Annotated in this window: 22 protein-coding genes and 1 other RNA gene; 8 read left to right on the top strand and 15 right to left on the bottom strand. The window is 43.4% G+C overall.

Annotation, left to right across the window (positions count from 1 at the left end; translation table 11 throughout):
* Window positions 1-186 precede the first annotated feature (186 nt).
* Window positions 187-4,482 carry a PDDEXK-like endonuclease domain-containing protein gene (locus AC5WOF_RS17775; RefSeq protein WP_496051273.1) on the bottom strand — a complete coding sequence of 1,432 codons (4,296 nt, stop codon included), beginning with the start codon at window positions 4,480-4,482 and terminating at the stop codon, window positions 187-189.
* Between the two features lie 377 nt (window positions 4,483-4,859).
* On the opposite strand from AC5WOF_RS17775, the gene AC5WOF_RS17770 reads away from it, so the two are divergent.
* Window positions 4,860-5,948 (top strand): hypothetical protein, encoded by a 1,089-nt coding sequence (locus tag AC5WOF_RS17770; protein ID WP_496051272.1) that lies wholly within the window; start codon window positions 4,860-4,862, stop codon window positions 5,946-5,948.
* Window positions 5,949-6,094: 146 nt separating this feature from the next.
* Here AC5WOF_RS17770 and ssrA read toward each other — a convergent pair.
* Together ssrA and smpB are read right to left on the bottom strand one after the other, a co-directional pair.
* Window positions 6,095-6,457: a transfer-messenger RNA gene (gene ssrA / locus AC5WOF_RS17765) on the bottom strand.
* A 59-nt stretch (window positions 6,458-6,516) separates the two neighbouring features.
* Complete coding sequence (gene smpB / locus AC5WOF_RS17760) at window positions 6,517-6,981, bottom strand: SsrA-binding protein SmpB (RefSeq protein ID WP_496051271.1); 465 nt, start codon at window positions 6,979-6,981, stop codon at window positions 6,517-6,519.
* 177 nt (window positions 6,982-7,158) lie between these two features.
* Between smpB and AC5WOF_RS17755 the strand changes: the two genes are divergently transcribed.
* The 3 genes from AC5WOF_RS17755 (at window position 7,159) to pdaB (ending at window position 9,898) form a co-directional block, all read left to right on the top strand.
* Window positions 7,159-7,644 carry a DUF2690 domain-containing protein gene (locus tag AC5WOF_RS17755; protein WP_496051270.1) on the top strand — a complete coding sequence of 162 codons (486 nt, stop codon included), beginning with the start codon at window positions 7,159-7,161 and terminating at the stop codon, window positions 7,642-7,644.
* Between the two features lie 819 nt (window positions 7,645-8,463).
* Window positions 8,464-8,937 (top strand): glutathione peroxidase, encoded by a 474-nt coding sequence (locus AC5WOF_RS17750; protein ID WP_496051269.1) that lies wholly within the window; start codon window positions 8,464-8,466, stop codon window positions 8,935-8,937.
* A gap of 190 nt (window positions 8,938-9,127) precedes the next feature.
* Window positions 9,128-9,898, top strand: coding sequence for a polysaccharide deacetylase family sporulation protein PdaB (gene pdaB, locus AC5WOF_RS17745; protein ID WP_496051268.1), 771 nt, complete (start codon window positions 9,128-9,130; stop codon window positions 9,896-9,898).
* Between the two features lie 46 nt (window positions 9,899-9,944).
* On the opposite strand, the gene AC5WOF_RS17740 is transcribed toward pdaB, so the two are convergent.
* Window positions 9,945-11,027: a hypothetical protein gene (locus AC5WOF_RS17740; protein ID WP_496051267.1), complete on the bottom strand. Its 1,083-nt coding sequence runs from the start codon at window positions 11,025-11,027 to the stop codon at window positions 9,945-9,947.
* A gap of 97 nt (window positions 11,028-11,124) precedes the next feature.
* Window positions 11,125-11,712, bottom strand: coding sequence for a KinB-signaling pathway activation protein (locus AC5WOF_RS17735; protein WP_496051266.1), 588 nt, complete (start codon window positions 11,710-11,712; stop codon window positions 11,125-11,127).
* A 134-nt stretch (window positions 11,713-11,846) separates the two neighbouring features.
* Here AC5WOF_RS17735 and AC5WOF_RS17730 point away from each other — a divergent pair, with 134 nt between their 5' ends.
* A complete protein-coding gene (locus AC5WOF_RS17730; protein WP_496051265.1) occupies window positions 11,847-12,146 on the top strand; it encodes a hypothetical protein in 300 nt (99 codons plus the stop codon).
* Between the two features lie 31 nt (window positions 12,147-12,177).
* Here the strand turns inward: AC5WOF_RS17730 and AC5WOF_RS17725 are convergent, their stop codons facing one another.
* Complete coding sequence (locus AC5WOF_RS17725) at window positions 12,178-12,930, bottom strand: hypothetical protein (RefSeq protein WP_496051264.1); 753 nt, start codon at window positions 12,928-12,930, stop codon at window positions 12,178-12,180.
* A gap of 5 nt (window positions 12,931-12,935) precedes the next feature.
* Window positions 12,936-13,148, bottom strand: coding sequence for a hypothetical protein (locus tag AC5WOF_RS17720; RefSeq protein ID WP_496051263.1), 213 nt, complete (start codon window positions 13,146-13,148; stop codon window positions 12,936-12,938).
* A 116-nt stretch (window positions 13,149-13,264) separates the two neighbouring features.
* Here AC5WOF_RS17720 and gerD point away from each other — a divergent pair, with 116 nt between their 5' ends.
* On the top strand, window positions 13,265-13,927 hold the full coding sequence (gene gerD, locus AC5WOF_RS17715; RefSeq protein WP_496051262.1) for a spore germination lipoprotein GerD: 663 nt from the start codon (window positions 13,265-13,267) through the stop codon (window positions 13,925-13,927).
* 17 nt (window positions 13,928-13,944) lie between these two features.
* Here gerD and AC5WOF_RS17710 read toward each other — a convergent pair whose 3' ends face one another.
* The 6 genes from AC5WOF_RS17710 to AC5WOF_RS17685 all read right to left on the bottom strand — a co-directional run bounded on the left by AC5WOF_RS17710 (window position 13,945) and on the right by AC5WOF_RS17685 (window position 17,569).
* The gene (locus AC5WOF_RS17710; RefSeq protein ID WP_496051261.1) at window positions 13,945-15,012 is read right to left on the bottom strand and encodes a P-loop NTPase; all 1,068 of its coding nucleotides are present in this window, start codon (window positions 15,010-15,012) and stop codon (window positions 13,945-13,947) included.
* Between the two features lie 57 nt (window positions 15,013-15,069).
* Entirely contained in the window at window positions 15,070-15,813 is a 744-nt protein-coding gene (gene cwlD / locus AC5WOF_RS17705) for an N-acetylmuramoyl-L-alanine amidase CwlD (RefSeq protein WP_496051260.1), read from the bottom strand.
* A 59-nt stretch (window positions 15,814-15,872) separates the two neighbouring features.
* Entirely contained in the window at window positions 15,873-16,328 is a 456-nt protein-coding gene (locus AC5WOF_RS17700) for a hypothetical protein (protein ID WP_496051259.1), read from the bottom strand.
* A gap of 135 nt (window positions 16,329-16,463) precedes the next feature.
* On the bottom strand, window positions 16,464-16,778 hold the full coding sequence (locus AC5WOF_RS17695) for a hypothetical protein (protein WP_496051258.1): 315 nt from the start codon (window positions 16,776-16,778) through the stop codon (window positions 16,464-16,466).
* A 142-nt stretch (window positions 16,779-16,920) separates the two neighbouring features.
* The gene (locus AC5WOF_RS17690) at window positions 16,921-17,199 is read right to left on the bottom strand and encodes a hypothetical protein (protein ID WP_496051257.1); all 279 of its coding nucleotides are present in this window, start codon (window positions 17,197-17,199) and stop codon (window positions 16,921-16,923) included.
* A 142-nt stretch (window positions 17,200-17,341) separates the two neighbouring features.
* Window positions 17,342-17,569 (bottom strand): hypothetical protein, encoded by a 228-nt coding sequence (locus AC5WOF_RS17685; protein WP_496051256.1) that lies wholly within the window; start codon window positions 17,567-17,569, stop codon window positions 17,342-17,344.
* Between the two features lie 228 nt (window positions 17,570-17,797).
* Here AC5WOF_RS17685 and AC5WOF_RS17680 point away from each other — a divergent pair, with 228 nt between their 5' ends.
* A complete protein-coding gene (locus AC5WOF_RS17680) occupies window positions 17,798-19,093 on the top strand; it encodes a helix-turn-helix domain-containing protein (protein WP_496051255.1) in 1,296 nt (431 codons plus the stop codon).
* A 382-nt stretch (window positions 19,094-19,475) separates the two neighbouring features.
* Window positions 19,476-19,856 (top strand): nuclear transport factor 2 family protein, encoded by a 381-nt coding sequence (locus AC5WOF_RS17675; protein WP_496051254.1) that lies wholly within the window; start codon window positions 19,476-19,478, stop codon window positions 19,854-19,856.
* 223 nt (window positions 19,857-20,079) lie between these two features.
* On the opposite strand, the gene AC5WOF_RS17670 is transcribed toward AC5WOF_RS17675, so the two are convergent.
* Together AC5WOF_RS17670 and AC5WOF_RS17665 are read right to left on the bottom strand one after the other, a co-directional pair.
* On the bottom strand, window positions 20,080-21,240 hold the full coding sequence (locus tag AC5WOF_RS17670) for a hypothetical protein (protein ID WP_496051253.1): 1,161 nt from the start codon (window positions 21,238-21,240) through the stop codon (window positions 20,080-20,082).
* Window positions 21,241-21,698: 458 nt separating this feature from the next.
* Window positions 21,699-22,463 (bottom strand): ArsR/SmtB family transcription factor, encoded by a 765-nt coding sequence (locus AC5WOF_RS17665; protein ID WP_496051252.1) that lies wholly within the window; start codon window positions 22,461-22,463, stop codon window positions 21,699-21,701.
* Window positions 22,464-22,472: the final 9 nt, after the last annotated feature.

Raw genomic sequence — 22,472 nt, 5'->3', positions numbered from 1 at the left:
TTTTTGTTGTCTGTCCGCACTGTCGCGGCGACAAGAAATAATATAGCATGGACAGACTTAAATAGTCAACACCTTTTTTTCTTTTTATATTAAAATCTATATTCCACTACTGTAATAGGTATTCTTTCCGTTTCCTTGTTTAAAAAGAAAGATGCAATCCTAAATGGATTACACCTTAATAGTGTCTTATACTTTTTCTAACTCTCGACTATCGGAAGATTGCTTTGGGAAAATCTGTAGTTTTTTGCATTTCTCCCAAACAGCCTGCATAGCGGTTTCTGGATCTTGATAGAAGTAACTGCCACGAATTCGATGAAAGTGCCAGCCCACTCGTTCCAATAATGATTGACGTTCAAATTCTTGTTTCCATTGTTCCATCGTGAGAGCCTTATCTCCATCACACTCGATAGCGAGTCTCGTTTTCTGTCCTTCGATCACGATATCTAAACTCTTTCCAATCCCTATCTGGACTTTGACACTAGCGTTATAACCTTTGTCCACGATGTACTGATAGACATCTTGTTCCAGTTGAGAAGCAAATAGCTTGTCCTCTTCGATTGCTTCCGTATTTTGACCAGAAGAGATGCTCTGGCAATATTTCAGCAGGGAGAAACGAATGTCATCAGGTGATAGACCTGTCAACTCTACAGAATGGAATAAGAAGATCTGATCTCTTGCCCGACTCGTAGCAACAGTAAACTGACGTCGATCCGCATCCGAAGTTAAAGCTTTCGGCTTTTCACCGGGAAGTACACCGAGTGATAAGAAAATAATATCTCGCTCATCACCTTGGAATCGATAAGGATCACCACAAATGACATGACGGCGCATCATTTCCAGCTCTCCTAGCTCCATACGAAGGCGATCTTCTATCAGTTTCGCTTGTTCTCCCCCAGCCAATGAGATAACACCAAATGTTTTATTGGCATATCGCTCATCATTGCAGCATTTTAAAATCTGCTCTGCAACAGTAATTGCTTCTGGTTCGTTTAATCCCTTCGCATTTTCTTTAGGATTATCTACTTGAACCGGAACAGTCACTATCGATGGGGAGAGGTTATCTTGTAAGCTAGGCAGTCGCAATGGAATCATTTCATTGTCATAACTTAATTGATTGCTAAATTGGATAATATCTGGAACACTTCTAAAATGTTCTTTTAAAATCACTTTGTTGTGAATGATCCGGTTTGCTGTGTCATATAAGCTGGTAGAAATATCGAGATGACCAGACTGTGGAATATCATAAAGGTAACGTTTAATCAATTCCATATTCAAATCACTATCAAACTTCACCATATCCGGGACAATCTGACCATCGTCTCCCACAATAACTGCTTTCTTCCCACGGAGCAGCGCACTTAGTGCATACAGATTGCTCTGACTGCTCTCATCGACAATGACAACATCAAAACGATCATCATCTAGTTTAATATTTTCGATAACACGTTGGATTGGCATGATCCAAACGGGAATAGCGCCACGACATACATTGAGTTCCTCGTTGGCCTGTTTGCGATAAAGATCCAATTGTTTATCAGAACTCGTACCAATCCGCTTGATCAACTGTAACCACGAAATCAAACTGCGTTTTTCTCTTTCTGTTGTCTTTTCCAACCGTTCTTTCCAAGTCGCGTCCGCAACTAACTGACGAATGATAAAAGCTTCTCTATCTTGATGCTTATGCAGCTCTTTTTCTAATGAATCCAAGTCATTCGTCGGTGCAAATTGACTCAGCGAATACTTGAGTTGACTCCATTTCCAAGCTTCAGCAAAGTTAGCATAAGGAAAATTTTCTTCTTGTTCCAATTTGGAAACAAGTTGTGGTGCAAACTTACGAAGTTGTTCATATTTCTCTTGGAAACGACTATAGACAGTTTGCAAACTTTCCAAACGCTCAAGATCATTATAGATTTGTTCCCAACGATTCATATCTGCTTCTTGCAATGCTTTAAGCAAATCACTCCAATAGGAGTGAGCATACTCGGAATCTCTTCCTGTTACTAATATATGATGCAGCTGCTTGAAATTTTGGTTTAGTTTTTCCCACTGGAAATAGTCTTGCAGAGCTTGCAAGGCGTGTATAAAGTCTTCATACCATTCAATGCGAACATAATCCGCTTGTGGTACTCCTAGTTTTTCTACAATCGGACTTAGTTGCTGTTCTACACGCAAAGGCCATGCTAACAAATATTCAATCTGCTCCAAGCACTCTGTCAATAAATGTACCAATCTTGGCGTAGTTGCTTCCACCATTGGGCCATTGATATCTTCCATCAATCGATTCCACTTTAGAACAACGCGATTTCGCAGATCGTTACGCTCAATATAGTCTTGGATAATCTCAAAATCTTCTCGTTCTTTGGCTACTTTGCCATTGATAGTACATTCTTTAAACAGATACGAGTATTGGCGCCCAGTAATACGACGGAATACACGGCCTGTGCGCTTCATCTGTTTCATTCTTTCCAATACATATGCCACATCTTGCTTGATGGTTGCTGTTGACTTCCCAATCGGTAATTCCACATCAAACTCTAGTAAAGCTTTATCGTAGGCACTGATCCAACTTAATCGATCGCGGAATTCTTCGATCAACTCCGGCCAATCGTGCTCTTCTTTTGTTTGCTGCAAAACATTCATCTGCCAAGCATCACGGTAAATCTCTTGCAACTCTAGGATCGCTTCTTCTACAACGCGTGTAGCTGGCGGCAACAAGTGGGCAACGGAGCCAGAAATATTCCATTCTTGGTAGAACACTCGATTTTGCTCCACACTTTGTTCTACAACCTGCAATTCTTGCATCAATGCAGCAAAGTTAACAGGGTTTGGCAGCTGTGTAAGTTCAGGACGTACACTTGTTAAAGAAATACGATCTTCCGCTTTAAAATGAGACAGACCTTCCACCAAATCCTGTACTTCTTGTCCACTCATCGGCAGGGCAACATCTGGCGAAATCGAATCTGGCAGCCAGTTATGTTCACGATTTTGATGTAACCATTTGGCAGCTGAAAGCGGTGTCCATTTTTCGCCGTCGATTTCTTTTGTTCGGCTGTCCATCATCGCGATCCTGCTCATTTGTTCTTCAATATCATCGATCTTACCCCGTACATTTCTTAACTCTTGGTTAAATTCGTTGATGCTCCGCTCCAGATCAGTCAATTGTTTCGTAGATAATTGTTCGGAGATGGAACGTATCGAGGTTTCTAACTCTTTTACACTTTTCGCATCCCCGCCGAGCAAACTCACACATAAAGATCGAATCTCTTGTGGAATTTTGCCACGCAATACATCTAAAACACGCTCTTTTTCACTTGTCACCAATACACGTTTCCCTTGAGCGAGTAAATGACAGATTAAATTAGCGATCGTATGGCTTTTTCCAGTCCCAGGCGGACCTTGAACAACGACACCATCTTCGTGATTGAGTTTCTCCACGATATCTTTTTGTTGTTGGTTAGCAGGAAGAGGGAAGAGTAAATGCTCACTTAAAATATGATCTTCTTCCTGTTCTCTTTCAAATGTAAATACATCTTCGTCTTCCAGCCAAACTAAGCGAGACAGCACGCGGGAAATAGGGTATCCTTCCTGTAAACGATCGAGGACATCACGAAGCTCCTGATCCCAAGCTAATGCCCCTTTTCGACGAATAAAAACAGCCGGGCTATAGGTGACAAATGGCCGTTCTGTCGCCTTGTTTACAGGCTCCATCTCTGAAGTATAACGGCCATCCGGGCTGATCACATGTACTACTCGTTGGAGAACAGGAGATATCTCATCTTCTTGTCGCGGGGAGTATAATCCACCCTGCTCTTGTACCAACTCATGAATTTGATTGGTATGCGTAAAGGAAGTAGATGTGAGCATATCCGTCTCCATATAACTTCCTTTTGAAGTGGAAGTAAGTCGAAACTCCCCTTTTTCTGGGTAAAAATGCAGTTCTAAGGGGGTGACGATCAAGTGACGGGAAATACGTACATCACCAATTTCCCAATTGAGCAAACCATGTCCCCAAACGATTTCTACGCTGTCACCCTCTGCTTGCAGACGATTATATAAGGAAAACAACTCATCATAAACACGTTTCACTTTATACTTGGCGGCAACTTCCCCAGCCCAAGGTTTCCATTCATCGTTTAGCCAATTCTCTAGAAGTTCTACGCGCTCTGCATCTTTTTGGAACTCCTTTTTTCCTTTGCTCGCAATTGGTTTTGGCTTTTTATCTGGTTGTTTCCAGTCGCTGATCCAACCGATCAATTTTGATGGCGGTGTTGGAGCTTCGCTCAGATGTGGTCGTTCAACGCTCATCCAAACTTCATCATTGCTATAAATATCATAAATATCTACTCCGCTCATACCCATCAGATCAGACTGCCACCAAACAGTTTCGTGTTCCTCGACGGTTCGGACAATTTTCTCTTGCAGACTTTTCGTCTCTTTCAGATATTGGAAAAGACGAATCACTCTTTCTCTTATTGGGTCCATCTGTGTTTTCACCTACTTTTCTATAATCCATCAACTAAACTATGTATGTGGTAAATCTATCATAACAAAAATCATACGGTGAAAAAATGGAGTTTCTCCATCAGATCGGCAAACAAATGGAAAAGTTATACTTTTTAATGTTTTAAAATTTAATTCAGATAATCCCTATAAAAATGGTTGTTGGATTAATATTTTGACGAATAATTCAACAGATTCTTATTCTAATGACAAAATTCATTGCCTGTAACTAATGTATTGCTTAGATTTTAAACTTTTGGTCTAATAGAAATAGAGTTGCCTTTTCCGTCGGTTCGATGGAAACTGGTATTTCAAGAAACTATCAGCAGCAAACAACACTCAAGCTCTAAGGAGCAGACATGAGCAATCAACACCTCCCTGAGTTCAAATCCCCCGCCAACAGTGAGACTCAAGAGAGGGTCGAGACAGGAGCAATTCTGCCTCGCTGTCCGGACAACACCGTGTTCAAGGGTGATCAGTTCACCGTCGAACATGTTCTGGGTCGCGTTCAGGGCGACAAGGAAGTAAGGTTCACCAACAGTGATGAGAAGAGCTCCGTCTGTGCTCCCCGAGTAATTGGTGGAACTGCCCATGGTAAGGTAATGGGAGACAAGATCTGGCTCCATTGCCTAGGGGAGAACGGTCATGCCAATGCAAACGAGCACCTCGAGATCAAGGAGGTCATGGGCGCTGCAATCTCGAAGAAGACAGCCGACATCGGTGTCATCCGTGAAGGCGGGCACGTGAACGCCTCTGGTCACCTCAAAGTGGTCGAGGGTATCTATGGAAGGGCAATAGCTGCCTCAATCCACACGTCAATCATCGGCGAGCAAGCGCGAGTTGACGCCCGCCACGGCCTGCTCCGCTGTAGGAGGATCGACGGCCAGGCTAAGGGTGATCGCATCGAGGCAAATGTCATCAGCCGCGGTGCACGAGCCACTGCTCGCCAGGAATTGACTGTCATATCGCTCGAAGGCCAAGCAGCAGCCAAGCGTGTGGTCATCCAAAATGAGATTGTTGGAACCCGTGTCATCGATGAGAAGGGTTGGAATCTAGTCCACAGCCTCGATTCGAAGGCACCACACGATCTCTACTCCGACTTCCATGGTGTGGCGATCGCCGAAACCTTCAACCTGAAGGGAATCATAGATGATGTTACGCTCGGGAGGCTCTTGGACATCTTCCTCAAGCAACAGATCTGGGACGATTCGATGAAGTGTCCCTACAAAGAAAATGCCCGCAAGTGGCGAGATCTGTTCGTGAAGATGAAGGAACAGCAGGATGGGAGTAAGAACTACCCCGATTCGTTCCTCGACGCCTCTTTCGAGGTGCGCGATCTCAACATGGGCGTGATCACATCGATCTTCACCATCGAAGGAGATTCAGTTGAGAAAGCCCTGCTCAGGCTGACTGCCGCCATCCGCGAAAAGATGATAGTTCTGAGCTGACAAGCACCCCCGCCGGACTGATGTCCAGCGGGGGCGCATGATTTTAGGACAATACTCCCCATGTTCTTACGAAAAATACCTATCAAACTCATATATATAATAAAAAACCGTAACCCACAAAAGGTTACGGTTTTTTATTATATATATGGTGGAGGCGAGCGGAGTCGAACCGCTGTCCGAAGACATCACCCCACGAGGCACTCCGAGCGCAGTCGCTGTATTAGAGTCTCATCTGACAAGCTGCCCAGCGACAGGCGACTTATCAGACCAGCCACTACATTTCGCTAAATCGATCGTGGCCTATCGATCAGCTAGCCTACTAAAGTTTGAGACCCAGCAGCTCCACATAGGCGATGGAGAAGTGGATCCTAGCTACACTATTAGGCAGCTAGAGCAAGATTTTCGTTTTTGCCAGTTATTATTGGCTTCCGCGTATTTAGCGAGATACGCAGCCCCTCGGCTCGCTCCTCGTGGGACAATCATCCCCGTCGAATCCCAAAAACGCCCCCATATCAAAAGAGCAATAACGACTTATGATTATAACACGTTTACTCTTCTTTGTATAGGGTCAGCGATTTTGTTCTTTTAACTTCCGTTCGATCATGCGATCGGCATCCCGTTTTGCCGCAGATGCACGTTTATCATACAATTTTTTCCCTTTGCCAAGAGCCAATTGCAGCTTTGCAAACCCATCCCGCAGATGAAGATCGAGTGGAATCAACGTAAGTCCTTTTACCTTGATCTGTCCGATCAATTTGTTGATCTCTTTTTTATGCATCAGCAGCTTTCGGGTGCGAGTAGGATCGACATTGTATCGATTTCCTTGTTCAAATGGACTGATATGCATGCCAACGACATAAAGTTCCCCTTTAGTCACCCTCGCATAAGCATCTTGCAGGTTTACTTTTCCCTTTCGGATCGATTTGATCTCGGTTCCAGTGAGGACAATCCCTGCTTCATATGTCTCTTCTATATGGTAGTCATGTGTTGCTTTTTTATTCCGAGCTACCACTTTTGTTCCTTTCGTGCCCATCGTGCATCACTCCTGATCGCTATTATAGCATGTGGAGAACATTAGCTCCATCAAATTAACAGAGTACTATCTGCATCATTTTACTGTAATTTTTCAACAAATAGAATTTTATATATTATAGAAATCATTTGTGTTATATTCCATATAAGATTGTACTATCCTACTACGAAAAGGTGGATGGCTCTGCTAGGTAAGTTTCGTGCGTTTAGTATCATCAGCGTTCTCTTATTGAGCTTTTTTTTCGTAGTCCCAACCTCTCATGCTGCTAGTAGTTATGACGGTGTATCTCCAACAGCAACATCTTGTGCAAACGACGCTACTACGATTCGGTCAGCTAATTTAAAAGACCCTAACGAAGCTACTACGTATCCTGGCGGGGTGATTGAAATCCGCTATAGTTTCAGCTGTCATACCGCATGGGCACGATTGACGATTAATTCGAATTGGAAAAACACTGATAGTATAAATACAAATAAAGCAACTATCCACCGAAATAGTGATGGCAGAGAGTATACATGTTCAGTGCCAACTGGTGGAACCTCTTGTTATACCAAAATGGTATATGACTATGGTGTAACTTCTTATGCAAAAGCTTATTACAATTACTACTACCAGCTTGCAGTACACTGGTGGCATTTTACAGGTCAAACGAGTTCATATTAAAATAAGACAAGCCTACTTCTTCAATAGGAAGTAGGCTTTATTGTTGATTCAAACCGATTACATGCGTCTGGCTCGGCGTCTCTGTAGAGATGCCGAGCCAGTGTTCCGACTATGCCACGCAGAGAGAAGGACTAGTCGTGCCAGGGACCTTCTTCGGAGTCCAGACGCTGATCTTCTGCGTCCGTCCTCACAGGCTTACGCCCGGTCGGCCTGTACCTGCCCCAGTTCTCTCCCTGGCCAGCTTCCTGACCGGAACTGGCGTCGACTCCACTGCTTTCGAGAGTGGTGGAGTCGTCAGTTGATGGAGTTGTCATGTGTGTTACCCTTCACTAACAACAAGCAATGTTCATTGCTTATATTTATTATAGTATCTATTGCCTAACTGGCAAGAATAATTTTCAGTTAGCAAGTATTTTATATATTAAAAAACTGACCCAAGAGCCCCTATGGATCAGCTTGTGTTCTGCTTATATGTGTGACTGGCTCGGCATCCCAAAAGAGATACCGAGCCAGCGTTCCTAGGTGGACTAGGACCCAAGAGGACTTGCCGTCACTTCAGACGAGAAGTCCGCCGGTGGTCCCGGCCGTCAGTCCGTTGTGGTCTCGCTCCCCTCGGAGCTCTCGTCTTCGGTCTGGTCGACCGGTTCACCATGCGGAGAACCCATGGGTGTTTCCCTTCTCTCAGTGGCAGCTGTCCTGCCTCTACTTTGAATTATACCATACAATATTCAAAAAAAAATACTATTTCGTTAATTTGCTTCCCTCTCCTACTCTGCTAAACTATAGTTAGTTACTCTTACAAAAAGGAGATTACATACCATGAGCATATATGATATCAGCGTTACTACTTCCATTGGGGAAGAGAAATCCCTTGCCGACTACCGCGGAAAGGTACTACTAATCGTTAACGTTGCGAGCAAATGCGGATTTACACCTCAGTACAAAGGTTTACAAGAACTATATGAAAAATACAAAGATCAAGGATTAGAGATCCTCGGTTTCCCTTGTAACCAGTTTCTCGGACAAGAACCTGGAACGAACGAAGAAATTCAAGACTTCTGCCAAGTGAATTATGGAGTTTCCTTCCCTGTGTTTGCCAAGATCGATGTCAATGGATCAAATGCCCATCCTCTATTCAAACAACTCACCAAAGAAGCTTCTGGAATCCTCGGTGGAGCGATCAAATGGAACTTTACAAAATTTCTCGTCGATCAGGATGGTAAAGTCGCAAAACGCTTTGCACCAAATACGGAACCGGAAAAAATGGCAGATAAAATTGAGGAACTTCTGTAGCATTCCTTTGTTTAAAAATAAAAGCAGGATAAACAAACACCTACCAACGAAATGGGGGTGTTTGTTTTATATATGAATAATGTTTTCCAGTTAACAGATTCAAACAAGAACATTTCAAGAAATCAGACATAAGTTGTCCTGACCGCCCATACGATGAAAGTAGGACAAACGGATGGAGGTCAATTTTAAAATGAACTTTTTCTGGATACTATCAGCCAAACAGCTAAAGAAAGTCGGCTTACTTGCACTTGGAATGGTTTTTGCAGCGGGAATCGTCTATGCCGAACGACAAAATGTTGATGTATTTCTCCCATTAGACGATAATGGACCTTCTGCGATTTATAGTGTAAAAACCGATAAAAAAGTGGTAGCACTCACCTTTGATATCAGTTGGGGGGAAGAGCGGACCGGTCCCATTCTTGATGTACTTGAGCAAAAAGGGATAAAAAAAGCTACCTTCTTCCTCTCCTCTCCTTGGTCAGAAGGTCATCCTGATATTGTAAAACGAATCGTAGACGCTAAGTGGGAAATCGGCAGTCATGGTCATAAACACGAAAACTATAGCACATTATCGGATGCAGAGATTCGTAATCAGATAACGAAGTCAGATAGCATTTTAAAAAAGGTAACAGGTCTCAAACAGCTCAATCTCATACGATATCCAAACGGCGATTTTGACAAACGAGTACTAAAAATTGCAGATGAGATGGGCTATAAATCGATTCAATGGGATACTGATTCACGCGATTGGATGAACCCTGGTGTCGACCAAATTACAAAGCGTGTTGTTACCAAAGCACACCCAGGAGATATTATTTTGCTCCACGCTAGTGACTCCTGCCGTCAAACAAAAGACGCCCTTCCTCAAATCATCGACCAACTTCGAGCAAAAGGCTATGAGTTTGTGACGATATCCGAGTTATTAGCAGGATCAGATGTAAAGCAAAAATCAGTAAACTAAACTTTCCATCCAAAAGAGATGCTAACTGCAAAGTCAGCATCTCTTTTTACATTCCAAAACCGTCTACTTCGAGCAATTGCCCAGTTAACTTTAACAAATACATCGCTACTTCCGGATTTCTTCGGCCTAATCCACATGAACATGCGATATCGACGGTATGACTGCGAACCGATTCAATATGTTTTAAAATCATCTTTGACTCTTCAAAATTTCGCTTTTCATGGATAAAACCAGCGACAAATTTTATATTCTCTGGCAGATGGACATACTTCAAAGGCTTGTAATACTCCAATTCTAAGGAAGGAGGAGCATCTCCTTCTGCTAATGGAAAATGAACATACTCAAGCTGATAGGTCTCCGGCCATTTTTCGATTAATTTATTTGTAAAGTGAACCATTTTATCTAATGTTTTCGCATGGGTCAGCGCTTTATTATTTAGGTCTCCCCAACAAAAATGCAGACCAATAGTTGCTGCTGTATCAAGTTTTTCAATGAGTGAAAGTAAACTGTTCACAGCGATCCCATTCATCATTTTCGGAAGTTGCTGTGCCAGCGCTATTTCAGCAGGCGCTTCAATCTGAATGATGACATCACCATCTGCGATACGGATCATTTCATTTACTTCATATGCCAACCGTCGATTAAATGACTCTTGATAACGGAATGCTTGAAGTGGTCGCAGCATAATCAAGCTAAGCGCAAGACCTGTTGGGATGCCCACTTGAAACTTTAATCCAGGCAAACCTTTCTCTGTCCGCAACTGCTGGAATATCGGATAACTTTTCTTAAAGTAATCCAAATATCCAAGATTTAAATACTGGTCTATATCTGCTGCCGAATGTTTAGGCTGTAATTTCACGGCTGATTGATATGATAAGGGAAATCCATTAGAACCGCGTTCTGCCTCTTTTAGTGTGTCCCAGTGTTCTTTATCTTTCAGACAACTATCAATAACGGAATTAATCCCAGCAGACCGATTTCCGTTTGGATATTCTTTTGATTTCTCTCCAATCTCCCCATCCGGCAAGGAAATAAGCGAGTCACCTAGAATTTGAATTGCTTTGGTCATTGCATCCCTCTCATCTAAAAAAGGCATGCTTCCAATCAGCAATGTGTTTCTTCTCGTCATATAATTCCCCTCTTCGGAGGTTTTGTCGGCTACATCTCAGATTATATAAGCAAAATAAAAAAAGAGGCCGCTATGAATCAGACCTCTTTCTAACAGTTTAGTTATTTTTTTGTGAACGAGTGACCAGCCAAGAGAGCTGTAAAATCTGATAGCTGTTACAAACGAGTAAAATCATTACCGTAAAAACGACAAATGGCAAGGGAACTTCACCCGCTTTCGAATTGATCGAAGGGATCGCTTCCAACGTTGTTGCCGCTACCATAAAAAACAGCGTTGGGACAAATGCCCCTGCAACACTTTTTGCTGACTTCCACCAAGCAACTGCAAGGGAAATAAGCAAAATCACAAGTGGTACAACCAAATGAGCGATCAGAGATGATCCTGCAAATTTACTTGTATTTAAATAAATCAAATTAAACAGCAGGATGAGGATTAAAAAAATTTGAATCGACGAAAAAAGCTTTGGATTGCGCAAAAAGCCTTTTGCTAACCAATTAAAGACCAAATAAGAGAAAAATCCAAGTTCGGCAACTGCCGCAAATGTTAATCCTGTCAATAAAATTTGGGTAAACTCCCCCAGATTCGTTCCGGTAGCTGCACGGATTCCATAAGCCAATACAATGGACAGCACTGCCCCGACAATCAGGGTAGAGCCAATCCAAAAGAACAATTTTTTTAATGTCATATGTATGAGCACTCCCTTGCTTCGTCTAAGATTGTAGCATATATAACCCTCCCTTTCACTTATCACCCCATTTCAAAAAAAAATTTCACTTTAGAGGAAAAAGGGAATTTTCTTGGAAAAAACTTCTTGGTAGAATGAGGGTAAGCGAAATCTACCCCGGAAGGGATCACGGTGCATCTCGAAATCAACAGGTTTACGGCCATTATCTGGCTGGTATTCCTGGCCATCAACGCACTCTTCTTCTGGCTCGGAGGGAAGTTCAAGGAGAACAAGAAGGCACTGAACGTCGAAAACATTCGGAAGCTCATCAACGGGCTGACTCCCATGGAGGCGAACCAGATCGCCGACTCGGTGCTGAGGCACTTGGAGAAGGGAGCCAAGGAAGGCTCGACAGAACAGCGAGTGTGGACTGCTCAGCACATGTTCGCTCGTGAAGTCCACAATGCCCGCGTAGAAGCGGAAAAATCAGAAAAGACAAAAGACCCCAAGGACATCAACGAGTTCCTCACCTTCTTCAACGAGAAGTTCAAGGACGCCTTCCACTACTTGGACTGGCTCTCCATGGGCCTGCTGAGTGAGAGGCAGAGGCAACAGAAGATCGAACACCAGGAGAAGCTGCTTCTCGAACAGGAGTGTGCAGAAGTTCCCACTGGACAGCGCCCGCAGAAGCTCGGTCGACAGCAATTCACACAGGGGCTCGGCGGACAGCAGTTCCATCGAGGTCCCGGTGAGCAGCAGTTCCAGCAAGCCCCCGGCATTCAGCAGGTCCCGCAGGTTCTCGGCAGGCAGCAGTTCCATCGAGGTCCCGGCGGGCAGCAGGTTCAGCGTGGTCTTGTCGGGCAGTGGTACCAGCAGGCTTCCGTACAACAGGGTACCCCGGTCGCTGGCGGTCACCCCGCTTCGCGTCAGGCTTCCGTACAACAGGGTGCTCCGGTCGCTGACGGTTACTCCGCTCCGCGTCAGGCTCCCGTACAACAGGATGCTCCGGTCGCTGGCGGTTACCCCGCTCCGCGGCAGGCTTCCGTACAACAGGGTGCTCCGGTCGCTGGCGGTTACCCCGCTCCGCAGCAGGCTCCCGTACAACAGGATGCCCCGGTCGCTGGCGGTTACCCCGCTCCGCAGCAGGCCCCCGTACAACAGGGTGCTCCGGTCGCTGGCGGTTACTCCGCTCCGCGTCAGGCTCCCGTACAACAGGACAACCAGGCGTTCGGCGGGCAACCCGCTCAGCCCTCGACTCCGTATGGAGTAAACGGCACAGGTCCATACGGTACGCAAACCCCGAGCAAGCCAGTGTGGATCGGAGAAACGAGGCACCCGTAATCTCTTCTTCCCAGTAGATTCCGTCCGGTGGCGGAGACAGGATGCAACACACCTGTCCCCGCCGCCCCGAGCATATAATGAGATACCCATAGATCAAAGACCAAAGCTAATGACACGCTTTGGTCTTTTTTATTTCTCAAGAAGAAACTATTGGAAATTACCCATATCTCCGCATAAGCAAAGCTTTTTCATCTCATATTAAGCAGTAAACAGTGTTGTCGGAGGAATTATCATGTATCGAAAATATATAGCTTGGCTCTTGTTGTTCGTGATTGGACTTACAGCTTGCAGCCAGAAATCACAGCAATCCCAACAAGAAATTCAATATCCGCAAATGAAACAAATGATGCTCGATATTCTCCATTCCAAAGAAGGAGAAAAAGTTTTTCAAGATGTATTGAGTACACCCGAAATTAAGCAACAGATGTTGATGGATGATCAGAAGATAGAATCGATGATGCAAAAATCATTTGCTGATCCGAAAATGCAAAAAAAATTAGAAACGATGATGGCAAAACCAGAGGTAGCAGAAAGCTTTTCTAAGGCGACAGAAAAACAACAGCAACAGATGTTGAAAGCTTTGATGAAAGACCCTGAATACCAAAAATCGATGATGGATATCATAAAAGACCCCGAATTTGAAAAACAGCTGCTCCAATTGACCAAGAGCAGCGAATACCGGAAAGAAGTAATGAAAGTTATCGCCGAATCGCTTCAAATCCCCACAATCAAAGATAAACTGATGAAACTCTCACAAGAACAACAAAAAGAGGGTGGCCAGAAAAAAGAAGGCGATAAAAAAGAAGATGGCGGTGAAGAAGGTGAAGGTGAAAGCGAAGGAGATCAAGGACAAAGTGCTTTTGCTCCAACAAACAAAAAGAAGAACCGAGATTGATCGGTTCCGCTTTTTGTTTACACTTTGGCAATAACTTTTTCGGCTAGTCGGCGATATATTTCTCCAGTGGGATGCTCAGCATCATAAATCGATGGAGAGAACAATGGATCGTTAGGATCAAGCGTATCTGGAGCACGGAGTGGAATTTGTGCCAGCAGTTCGACATGAAGCTCTTCTGCCAGCTTTTGCCCGCCACCGCGTCCAAACACATAATCTTGCTCTCCATCTCGCGTCTCATACCAAGACATATTTTCCACTACCCCGAGCAATTCGTGCTTAGTTGTATGTAGTGCCATTGCACCTGCTCGCGCAGCAACAAATGCAGCCGTTGCATGTGGAGTGGTCACAATGATTTCTTTGCTCTGAGGGATGATTTGATGAACATCTAACGCAACATCTCCTGTTCCCGGAGGCAGATCGAGCAGCAAATAATCGAGCTCTCCCCAATGAACTTCATGGAAAAAGTTGCGCAGCATTTTACCGAGAATCGGCCCACGCCAAACTACTGGTGCATTGTCATCAACAAAAAAGCCCATCGACATCACTTTCACTCCAAAACGCTCTACAGGTAAGATGGTCTCATCAATGACAACTGGCCTTTGTTCAATGCCCATCATATCAGGAACACTAAATCCATAAATATCTGCATCGATGATCCCGACTTTTTTGCCAAGTCGAGCCAAAGATACTGCGAGATTTACGGTGACCGTTGATTTTCCTACTCCACCTTTTCCGCTTGCAACTGCAATAAACTTGGTTTTAGAAGTTGGGGACAGCAGGTCTGAAGCACCTGTTTGCTGCTGAGGAGTACGTAGCTTTTGCGAAAGAGCTGCTCGTTCCTCATCTGTCATCGAACCAAATGTCACATGAACTTTTTCAGCTCCCAAAGCTTTAATCGCATCTTCTACATCTTCCCCGATCTTCACCTTCAAGGGACATCCTTGGATGGTTAAGATTACATCGAGGGAAACGGTAGTACCCTCAATTTGGATATTGCGAATCATATTTAACTCGACGAGGCTTCGATCAATTTCCGGGTCTTTTACCCCTTTTAAAGCCTCTAATACTTGCTCTGCCGTTATCATGGAAGTGGACACCTCGTTTTAACTCCACCCAAAAAATAAAATGGGCCCTCGTGTATATTATTCGTTTTTCATTATATCCGAGTGGTAGGCTAAAATGCCATAGTAGATCGAAGCAGCTATTTTTCGTTGATACTTTTCGTCACCCAACAATCTAGCTTCTTCGGCATCGCTGAGAAAACCGACTTCTACCAAAGCTGTTGGAACAGGGGAATATTTTAATAAAAATACATCGTTTTTCGCTTTTGCAATCCGGTCTGTATTTTCTAGATTATGAACGAGCTCATTTTGTATAAATGTAGCTAACTTCTTATTTGCTTCACGAGTAGGATTGTAAAATGTCTGTGCTCCATGTGACTTCCCAGGAAAGGCATTCCCATGAATACTTACAAACACATCAGCATTTTCTTGTTTTACTAAATTCAAGCGCTGGGAAAGGTCTCTTGCTTTCCATCTACTCTTTCCATTTCCTTCTCCTGCTAAATCTGTATCTGTTTCTCGTGTCATGATGACATATGCACCACTCTGCTGAAGAAAGTCACGTAAATAAGAGGAAATTTTTAGGGTAATCTCTTTTTCTGCTAATCCTTCCGCACTAGTTGCACCGCCATCGATCCCACCGTGACCCGCATCGATCACGATTACTTTACTTGATAAAGGCATCGTCCATGTATACCAAGATTGCTGCAAATCGAGATGAATCCACATAGGAATGGTAAGAAATCCAAACAGAAACGAGATCGCCAGCCACAAAAATTTTTGCTCTCGCAACGATTCATGAAGCTTCTCCCACAATATCTTCACCGCCCAGATTCACTATTATTTCCTATGTGTATGCATATAAAGACAGGCTTATCACACTATCAATGTCGACATCGTTTGCACTCTTCTTCTACACCTTGGCAAAACCAATGTATGACAAGCCCTTCTCCTAATAGATATATGTCCATCAGTGCCCGTTCATCCAGCCAATGCTCAACAGCAAACTGAGCCATACAAGACTTGACCAACTCATATCCTTCTTTTGTAAAGTATTTTGCATAAATACGTTCCCAAGATTCGTCAGCAAATTCGCGCAGACGAATAGCACGAACTGTTTTTGCAGACCGCATCCCCCAAACATAGGCATCATATACCAATCGGTAGATTGCCTCCAGCACAATATTTTGCTTTACACGTGACCAATAACGGACGATTGGAAACACCTGTGTTTTTTTTATATTATCCATCTCATCCCATGGAAAGTAGTTTAACGCTCGATCGCGAAGTTGTTCTTCATATGTAGCACGCAATGTCTCAAACTGAATAAGTCTCCCCATGTAACGGCTCCTTGTCTCATGTTACTTCCATTGTCGACAAGGGAGAGGGAAAAATATACACACAAAGCACAGCACCCCCCTCGTCGACTTGGACAGGGGGGTGCTTTGGCTGGTGTATCATTTAACACTACGATTTCACCAACCAAACACAGCAACTTGTATTTCGTACGGCTTCTCGTCCATCATCTTCATGAAGTCCTCGTAAGCCTGCTCTCTATCCGAGAACTTTCCGGCTTTTAGCTCATCCATCTCTTTTTGAGGGGCAAGACCATCACCGATGCGATCGCACAAGCGAGTACTTTCCCCACATACTTCCTCGTATCGTCCACGGATCTTGATGAACTTTTCCCGGAGTTCCTCAGGAGTTTCTTCTTCAGTCTCCTCAGCCACATCCTTGTGGTTCACTTCACCACTGGGATTCGCTACAAGTACAAGCTTACGTACACTCATACGGGTAGCCTTTCTCTTGTGTTAAGCTTTCGTAAAAATTATAGCATAGCTATGTGTCCTTTTGGATTTTATTTTAAATATTTCGATTAATATTCTGTCGTTTCCGCCCCCCTCCACCGGTCTGGCAGAGTGGGGCGGATTACTACGACGCCAGCTGCCAGAAACGCTTGATGTGCGCCTCTGGAACAGAGTTGATGATCTTTCTGAGATCAACGTAGTAATTTGAGCTCATGTCCCACATGGCTGTTTGTGCCTGAGTCAGCTCCTCGCCATCAAGCTGATTGATCACTCTCTGCTGTTCACAGAGAGCCTGTGTCATCTGCCTGTAGAGCTTACGATACTTTCTCGCAAGCTGATCGATTTGTCTGTTCTGCTTGAAACGATGGAACAGATCAAACATCCTACGCTTCAAATTTTGCATGTCTCTCTCATGTTCAGTAAATCCGTCATGATGACACAATAATTATAATTTGAATAATATTCTATCTCAAGTAAAAATATCGTAACTGCGGCCTGTGATGGTCACGCTGCTGCCAACCTTCTTCACTTTCGCATCTAACAGCTCAATCACCATATTTTTTTCGATCAGGTGTGACCAGATGCACTTTATGGACAGTCCGCAAAGATGGCTTTAATAGACTCGTTTTCACTTCACAAGTGAGTGAAAAATAATCATGATCATAACCTCTTTCTTCTTCTTTCTGCTCTACTTGAAACATAGGCTGTTCTCTCAAATAGTGAACAAAAGCTTGTACTTCTGCTACTTCTCCTGTGATTTGTAATTGAATCATCGAAACTCCTCCTAAAAAATATGATTTTCAAGCACATCTTCGCATAGTATAATGAATTTTACCAATTATGAAATTAATTCCAACAAAGAATAATAGCCTATGAAATCCGTTAAAATTCCGGGTAAAAGCCCGAATTTTAATGCAACTTCTTTGTAAACAGCATACGCTGCATTAAAATTAAGCGTTTGTCATACAAACTATCCAAAAAAATTTTTTTGAGGTGTTGATATGAAAACTCATCTCTATGTCACTGCGGAACTAGCTTCCGAGATACGAGAAGCGAGAAAGAAAAAGGGTTATCGCCAAGAAGACCTTGCGCTGGACGGATTTTTATCCACTGGTACGATCAGCAGAATGGAAAGAGGAAGTGTTTCCGTCAGTAGAGAAAAAGTCATCTTCTTATGCGAACAACTAGGAGTGGAAATTCAAAAATACCAAACGGAAGCCGACGAAGCGGATGAAGTAGATATCGCGTTAAAACTACTCTCGATCGAAAACCACCTTAACATGGTCTCCCCTGATGAAGCATGGGAAGAACTTAGGAAAATAAAGCCTGAAAGCGAATACCATCGCATTTGGGCACTGTATTTAAAAGCGAGATATTGGGAGAGGAAAGGGAAAAAAGACAAAGCAAAAGTAGTCTATCAGCAAGTGGTGGAAAACTATGACCCAGAACTAAGGATGTATAATCTTGCCCCTGCGAGCTGTCATGCATTAGGACGGATTCATTTTTATGAAGATTGTATAGACAAAGCCATGGAATACACAGTCAAAGGACTTGACATTTTTTATAAAGATGGAGAGAAAGAACATATCTATCATTACTTACTGATTAGTAAAGTTATCTATTTGGAAGAGTTAAATCGAAACGAAGAGGCATTGTTGGAAATCGAGGATTTATGGGCAAATAGAAATAATATCGATAGTCGACAAGTAATTCTTAGTATGTATGAAATAAAAACAAGGCTTTTAACCAAACTATCCAGATTTGAACAAGCTGTAACACTTGCTACTGAAGGCCTTATAATGGCTAGGGTTAATCGTATGTATGACCACGCCAGTTATCTGTGGGTGGCCTTAGGGGAGTGTTACCAGCAACAAAATGAAATTCAAAATGCAGAAATCTGCTTTCAATCTGCTATAAAAATGGGTTCACACATGCAAAATAAGTTTTTCATTTCTAAAATCTTTATCCAGATGGGAAAATTGTATCAGCAAGTGAACGCTTCTCAAAAAGCATATGAAATGTTTACTACTGCTATCTACAAATCAAAGGAAACTTCAAATAAGATAGTATTAGCTGAATCATTAGAATGTGTTGGAGACTACTACATTCAATATGAAAAAGTAGAAAAAGCTAGTAAAGTTTATGAAGAATCTCTCGATAACTATAAAAAACTTGGAAAGCGGGGGAATATTAGAAATTTGCTTTTGAAAATTGCTAGTTGTTATCGGGACACCAATCGAACAAAATATTATGAACTATTGGATGAATATCATCAGATCTACAGTGAAAATAGGTGATAGAGTTATGGATTTTACAGGTCCACCAGATGATCAATAGACTAAATTGACCATTGTTTTTGAGACATTAATGGTAGGAGGTAAAACATGAGCTTTCCTGGTCCACCAGATGATGACTAGACTAGAAAGACCATTGCTTTGAGACATAATGATAGGAGGGTAAAAAAATGAGCTTTCCTGGACCACCAGATGAACTATAAAAGGAGGTCATAATGATGAGAGATTCTTATATTAAACCACCTGAAGATTAATAAATTAACTTCCCTTCATAAGTACAGAATTGACTAACTATTAAATTTTATATATAGTAGGATAAATTGCTATTCTTTTACAGTAATACCTTTATCAATCGTGTATATCTACTTATGATGGGAGAATGTGAATGAACACCAAAGAAAAAAGTCTCGTACAGCAATATGTGGACGCTTACAATGCTTTTGATATTGAGGAAATGGTAGCGCTTTTACACCCAGATGTACAATTCCGCAATATTTCCGGCGGTGAGATAGAGGTAGAGACAAAAGGCATCGATGAGTTTCGTGAGTTTGCAGAAGAAGCGAAGGATGTCTTTTCCGAGCGCTGTCAAACGATCAAACAGTTTACGGTTCTCCCAGACAAAGTAGAAATAGAGATTGATTATGAAGCGACACTTGCGATGGATTTGATCGGATTAGTTGCTGGAGGAAAGCTGCAACACCAAGGGAAATCTATCTTTCAGATTAAAGATGATAAATTAATTGTGATCGAAGATCACAGTGAATAGCTACACAAAACAAAAAACACACTCCACAGGTTGGATTACTTAATCTGGCTGGTAGGAGTGCTTTTTCTAGTATCCTAATAGAATAAAGAAGATACAGGGGAAAAATAGCCTTATAATATTTGCCGATGACCCAAGCCCTGCTGGACTTGTGGGTCATCGAGCAATTCCCTGATAGTTAGCCTTTCTATTCGTTAGTTTAGTTTGTCTCACCAGCCCCAACCGACTAAATCTGCGGGTCCTTAGGTGGCAATTTGTGAAGCTTCCACGTGACTACCGCGAACATCACGGAAACTCCTGCCGGAATGAGGAGCCATCCCATAGCGGCTCGGTGAGATACATGGATAGACTCCGCGAGCCAAATGTAAGCACCCCCAATAAGACCCGACAAGTTCCAAGTCACCATAGGGAGAGTGCCACCCAACACTTTGTCCGACGCGTTGGCGTAGCTCGCGTGCCTGACGATGGAGTTGCTACACACGCCCAGCGCCCAAAGGGTTCCACCAGTGCCGATCGCAACCCATGAACCTCCGCTGAGCAGGATCAAACCAAGACCGATCAACATGCAGATTCGGCAGACCAAGATGATCCAGCTGCTCCTCGACCGATGCTTATTGGCATAACTGCTCAAAAGGACCTGAGCCAGCCCTGACAGAAGCGAGATCACCAGAAGCAGGATATCCACATGTCCTTCATCGACAACTTCAGCAAGCGGTAGCAGCTTGCCAAAACAGTAGAACACGAGCAGCATGCAGAAGTTTCCGACATTGATGCGCATCGCTGGATCATGCAACATACCCTTTAGTGACTGCTCCTCGGGTTCATCAGCATCTGGGATGCAGAAGAACATCAAGACCACGATGCCCAACTGAAGCCCAGAATCTAGGATCACCCAGATGAACATAGGTGCCTGAAAGCCCAGATACGTGCAGACAGCTGTAGCTAGTGTTGCAATAAGACCAATCTGTGAGGTTCCCTTGATGTGGTCTTCACCGAGCTGCTTACGAAGCATCAGAGAGACGATCGTTAAGCATGCGCTCGAAATACCTGGAGAAATGCCAAATGCCAAGTAGTAGCAGAGCACGTTGCCGTACTGCATCGCGATGACTAGCAGGACACTAGTTACCACACCGATCACTAGCATTACCTGCACTGTGTTTTTGGCTCCCCAGCGTTTGATCCAACGCCGCACGAACAGGTTGAACACTACCTGAGAAGCCATAACGTCCATGAGGATCAAGCCCAAATGGAAGATCAGGCCCTGTTTTTCCAGCAAAAGCCCCAGTCCTGGGAAAACAAGCTGTCCCTTCGATCCGAGCAGGATATCCGCGATGCTGAGATTCAGCAGGGAGAGGCTTTTCAGCCACGGGATCTTTTGTCGTAGCACAATTGCTCCAAGAGAGATAGGTCTTTGCAAATCTTCGGTTATATCGATTTCGGCTTAATGAGATTTACTACGTTTTTCTCTTTTCTTCTAGGCCAATAAAACAGGGATTGCCTGTGCTCTCTCATTTTATAATCTTCGAAAAATAAAATAAACCATTTTGTTTTGGGGGCTATTTAGTTGACTATGTATTTACCTCTGAAGATTTTATGTTAAACGGCGCCACCCCATCAGAGAAACAGATGAGGTGGGGAACAGACCAGCAGTATTCCTATATGATTGGAGACTACGGACTGCTCAGATTGTTTTCAGAACCTCGATTGGCTGCCCTTTGATATGTCGGATTCCCAAGAAATCCTTCGTACCAGCTTTCTTTGGCTCAACAGCACCAAGCTCCTTCCAACTAAGCAACAAGTAGTTTTGAAGAAATATTTGATAGCCAAGTAGAAGATTACAGTATATTACTCACTAGCCAGCGGCTTCCCTGTTTCCAATAACGTCTTCAAACCGGAAATAACTATCGGTAAACCATTTTCCAAGATTTTCGCTGTGTTTTCCGCTTGTGCAAATTCATCATGAATCACCGTTACAAGTGTAGTACCGGGGATTGCTTCATGTTCTTGTAATTCCCATGTGATCCTTGATGGAGTGTCCTTTTCTGTGCCTGGGAAAGAATGAAAACGGAAGCTCAGCACAAGTATATGTGGAGGCTTGATGTCTAAGATGATGCCTTCCGCCTTCTTCTCTTCTTGATTCCATAGCTCAAAGGAGGACTCCTCTTCCCAAGTCGAGCGCACTGCACAGTTGAACCAAAACTTCGATGTTTTCTCTGGATCTGTGATCGCATCCCAGACTTGATCTGGCTTTGCTTTTATCGCTATGCGGTGAATATGACTAGGTTTGCTTTCCATGCTTTTATCACGCTCCAATTCTTCTTGCAGAGATGCTAATCCACCCACCCACGGTTCGGTATATTTGCTCACCCATCTATTATAAATCTGGTGAATAGGCACAGCATTTAAATAATGTAACTTTTCTCGACCGACTTTTTTAGTTGTAATCAGCCCCGCTTCTTCTAATATGTTTAGATGTTTCATCACACCAAACCGGGACATCTCAAGCGGCTCACATAATTCATGTAAGGACTGCCCATCTGAGGAGTAGAGCAAATCCAAAAGCTTGCGCCGACTTGGATCAGCCAGTGCCTTAAAGGCATCTTTCTCCATCAAAAATCC

This window comes from Shimazuella sp. NTD250 (assembly GCF_059510375.1).
The sequence above is the reverse complement of the archived record's forward strand: the minus strand, read 5'-3'. Positions and strand labels throughout refer to the sequence as shown.

Bases quoted from the DNA above. Each gene is read 5' to 3' on its own strand.
- AC5WOF_RS17775 (WP_496051273.1), bottom strand. From the start codon at position 4,482: ATGGACCCAATAAGAGAAAGAGTGATTCGTCTTTTCCAATATCTGAAA.
- AC5WOF_RS17770 (WP_496051272.1), top strand. From the start codon at position 4,860: ATGAGCAATCAACACCTCCCTGAGTTCAAATCCCCCGCCAACAGTGAG.
- smpB (WP_496051271.1), bottom strand. From the start codon at position 6,981: ATGGGCACGAAAGGAACAAAAGTGGTAGCTCGGAATAAAAAAGCAACA.
- AC5WOF_RS17755 (WP_496051270.1), top strand. From the start codon at position 7,159: ATGGCTCTGCTAGGTAAGTTTCGTGCGTTTAGTATCATCAGCGTTCTC.
- AC5WOF_RS17750 (WP_496051269.1), top strand. From the start codon at position 8,464: ATGAGCATATATGATATCAGCGTTACTACTTCCATTGGGGAAGAGAAA.
- pdaB (WP_496051268.1), top strand. From the start codon at position 9,128: ATGAACTTTTTCTGGATACTATCAGCCAAACAGCTAAAGAAAGTCGGC.
- AC5WOF_RS17740 (WP_496051267.1), bottom strand. From the start codon at position 11,027: ATGACGAGAAGAAACACATTGCTGATTGGAAGCATGCCTTTTTTAGAT.
- AC5WOF_RS17735 (WP_496051266.1), bottom strand. From the start codon at position 11,712: ATGACATTAAAAAAATTGTTCTTTTGGATTGGCTCTACCCTGATTGTC.
- AC5WOF_RS17730 (WP_496051265.1), top strand. From the start codon at position 11,847: ATGAGGGTAAGCGAAATCTACCCCGGAAGGGATCACGGTGCATCTCGA.
- gerD (WP_496051262.1), top strand. From the start codon at position 13,265: ATGTATCGAAAATATATAGCTTGGCTCTTGTTGTTCGTGATTGGACTT.
- AC5WOF_RS17710 (WP_496051261.1), bottom strand. From the start codon at position 15,012: ATGATAACGGCAGAGCAAGTATTAGAGGCTTTAAAAGGGGTAAAAGAC.
- AC5WOF_RS17700 (WP_496051259.1), bottom strand. From the start codon at position 16,328: ATGGGGAGACTTATTCAGTTTGAGACATTGCGTGCTACATATGAAGAA.
- AC5WOF_RS17695 (WP_496051258.1), bottom strand. From the start codon at position 16,778: ATGAGTGTACGTAAGCTTGTACTTGTAGCGAATCCCAGTGGTGAAGTG.
- AC5WOF_RS17690 (WP_496051257.1), bottom strand. From the start codon at position 17,199: ATGCAAAATTTGAAGCGTAGGATGTTTGATCTGTTCCATCGTTTCAAG.
- AC5WOF_RS17685 (WP_496051256.1), bottom strand. From the start codon at position 17,569: ATGATTCAATTACAAATCACAGGAGAAGTAGCAGAAGTACAAGCTTTT.
- AC5WOF_RS17680 (WP_496051255.1), top strand. From the start codon at position 17,798: ATGAAAACTCATCTCTATGTCACTGCGGAACTAGCTTCCGAGATACGA.
- AC5WOF_RS17675 (WP_496051254.1), top strand. From the start codon at position 19,476: ATGAACACCAAAGAAAAAAGTCTCGTACAGCAATATGTGGACGCTTAC.
- AC5WOF_RS17665 (WP_496051252.1), bottom strand. From the start codon at position 22,463: ATGGAGAAAGATGCCTTTAAGGCACTGGCTGATCCAAGTCGGCGCAAG.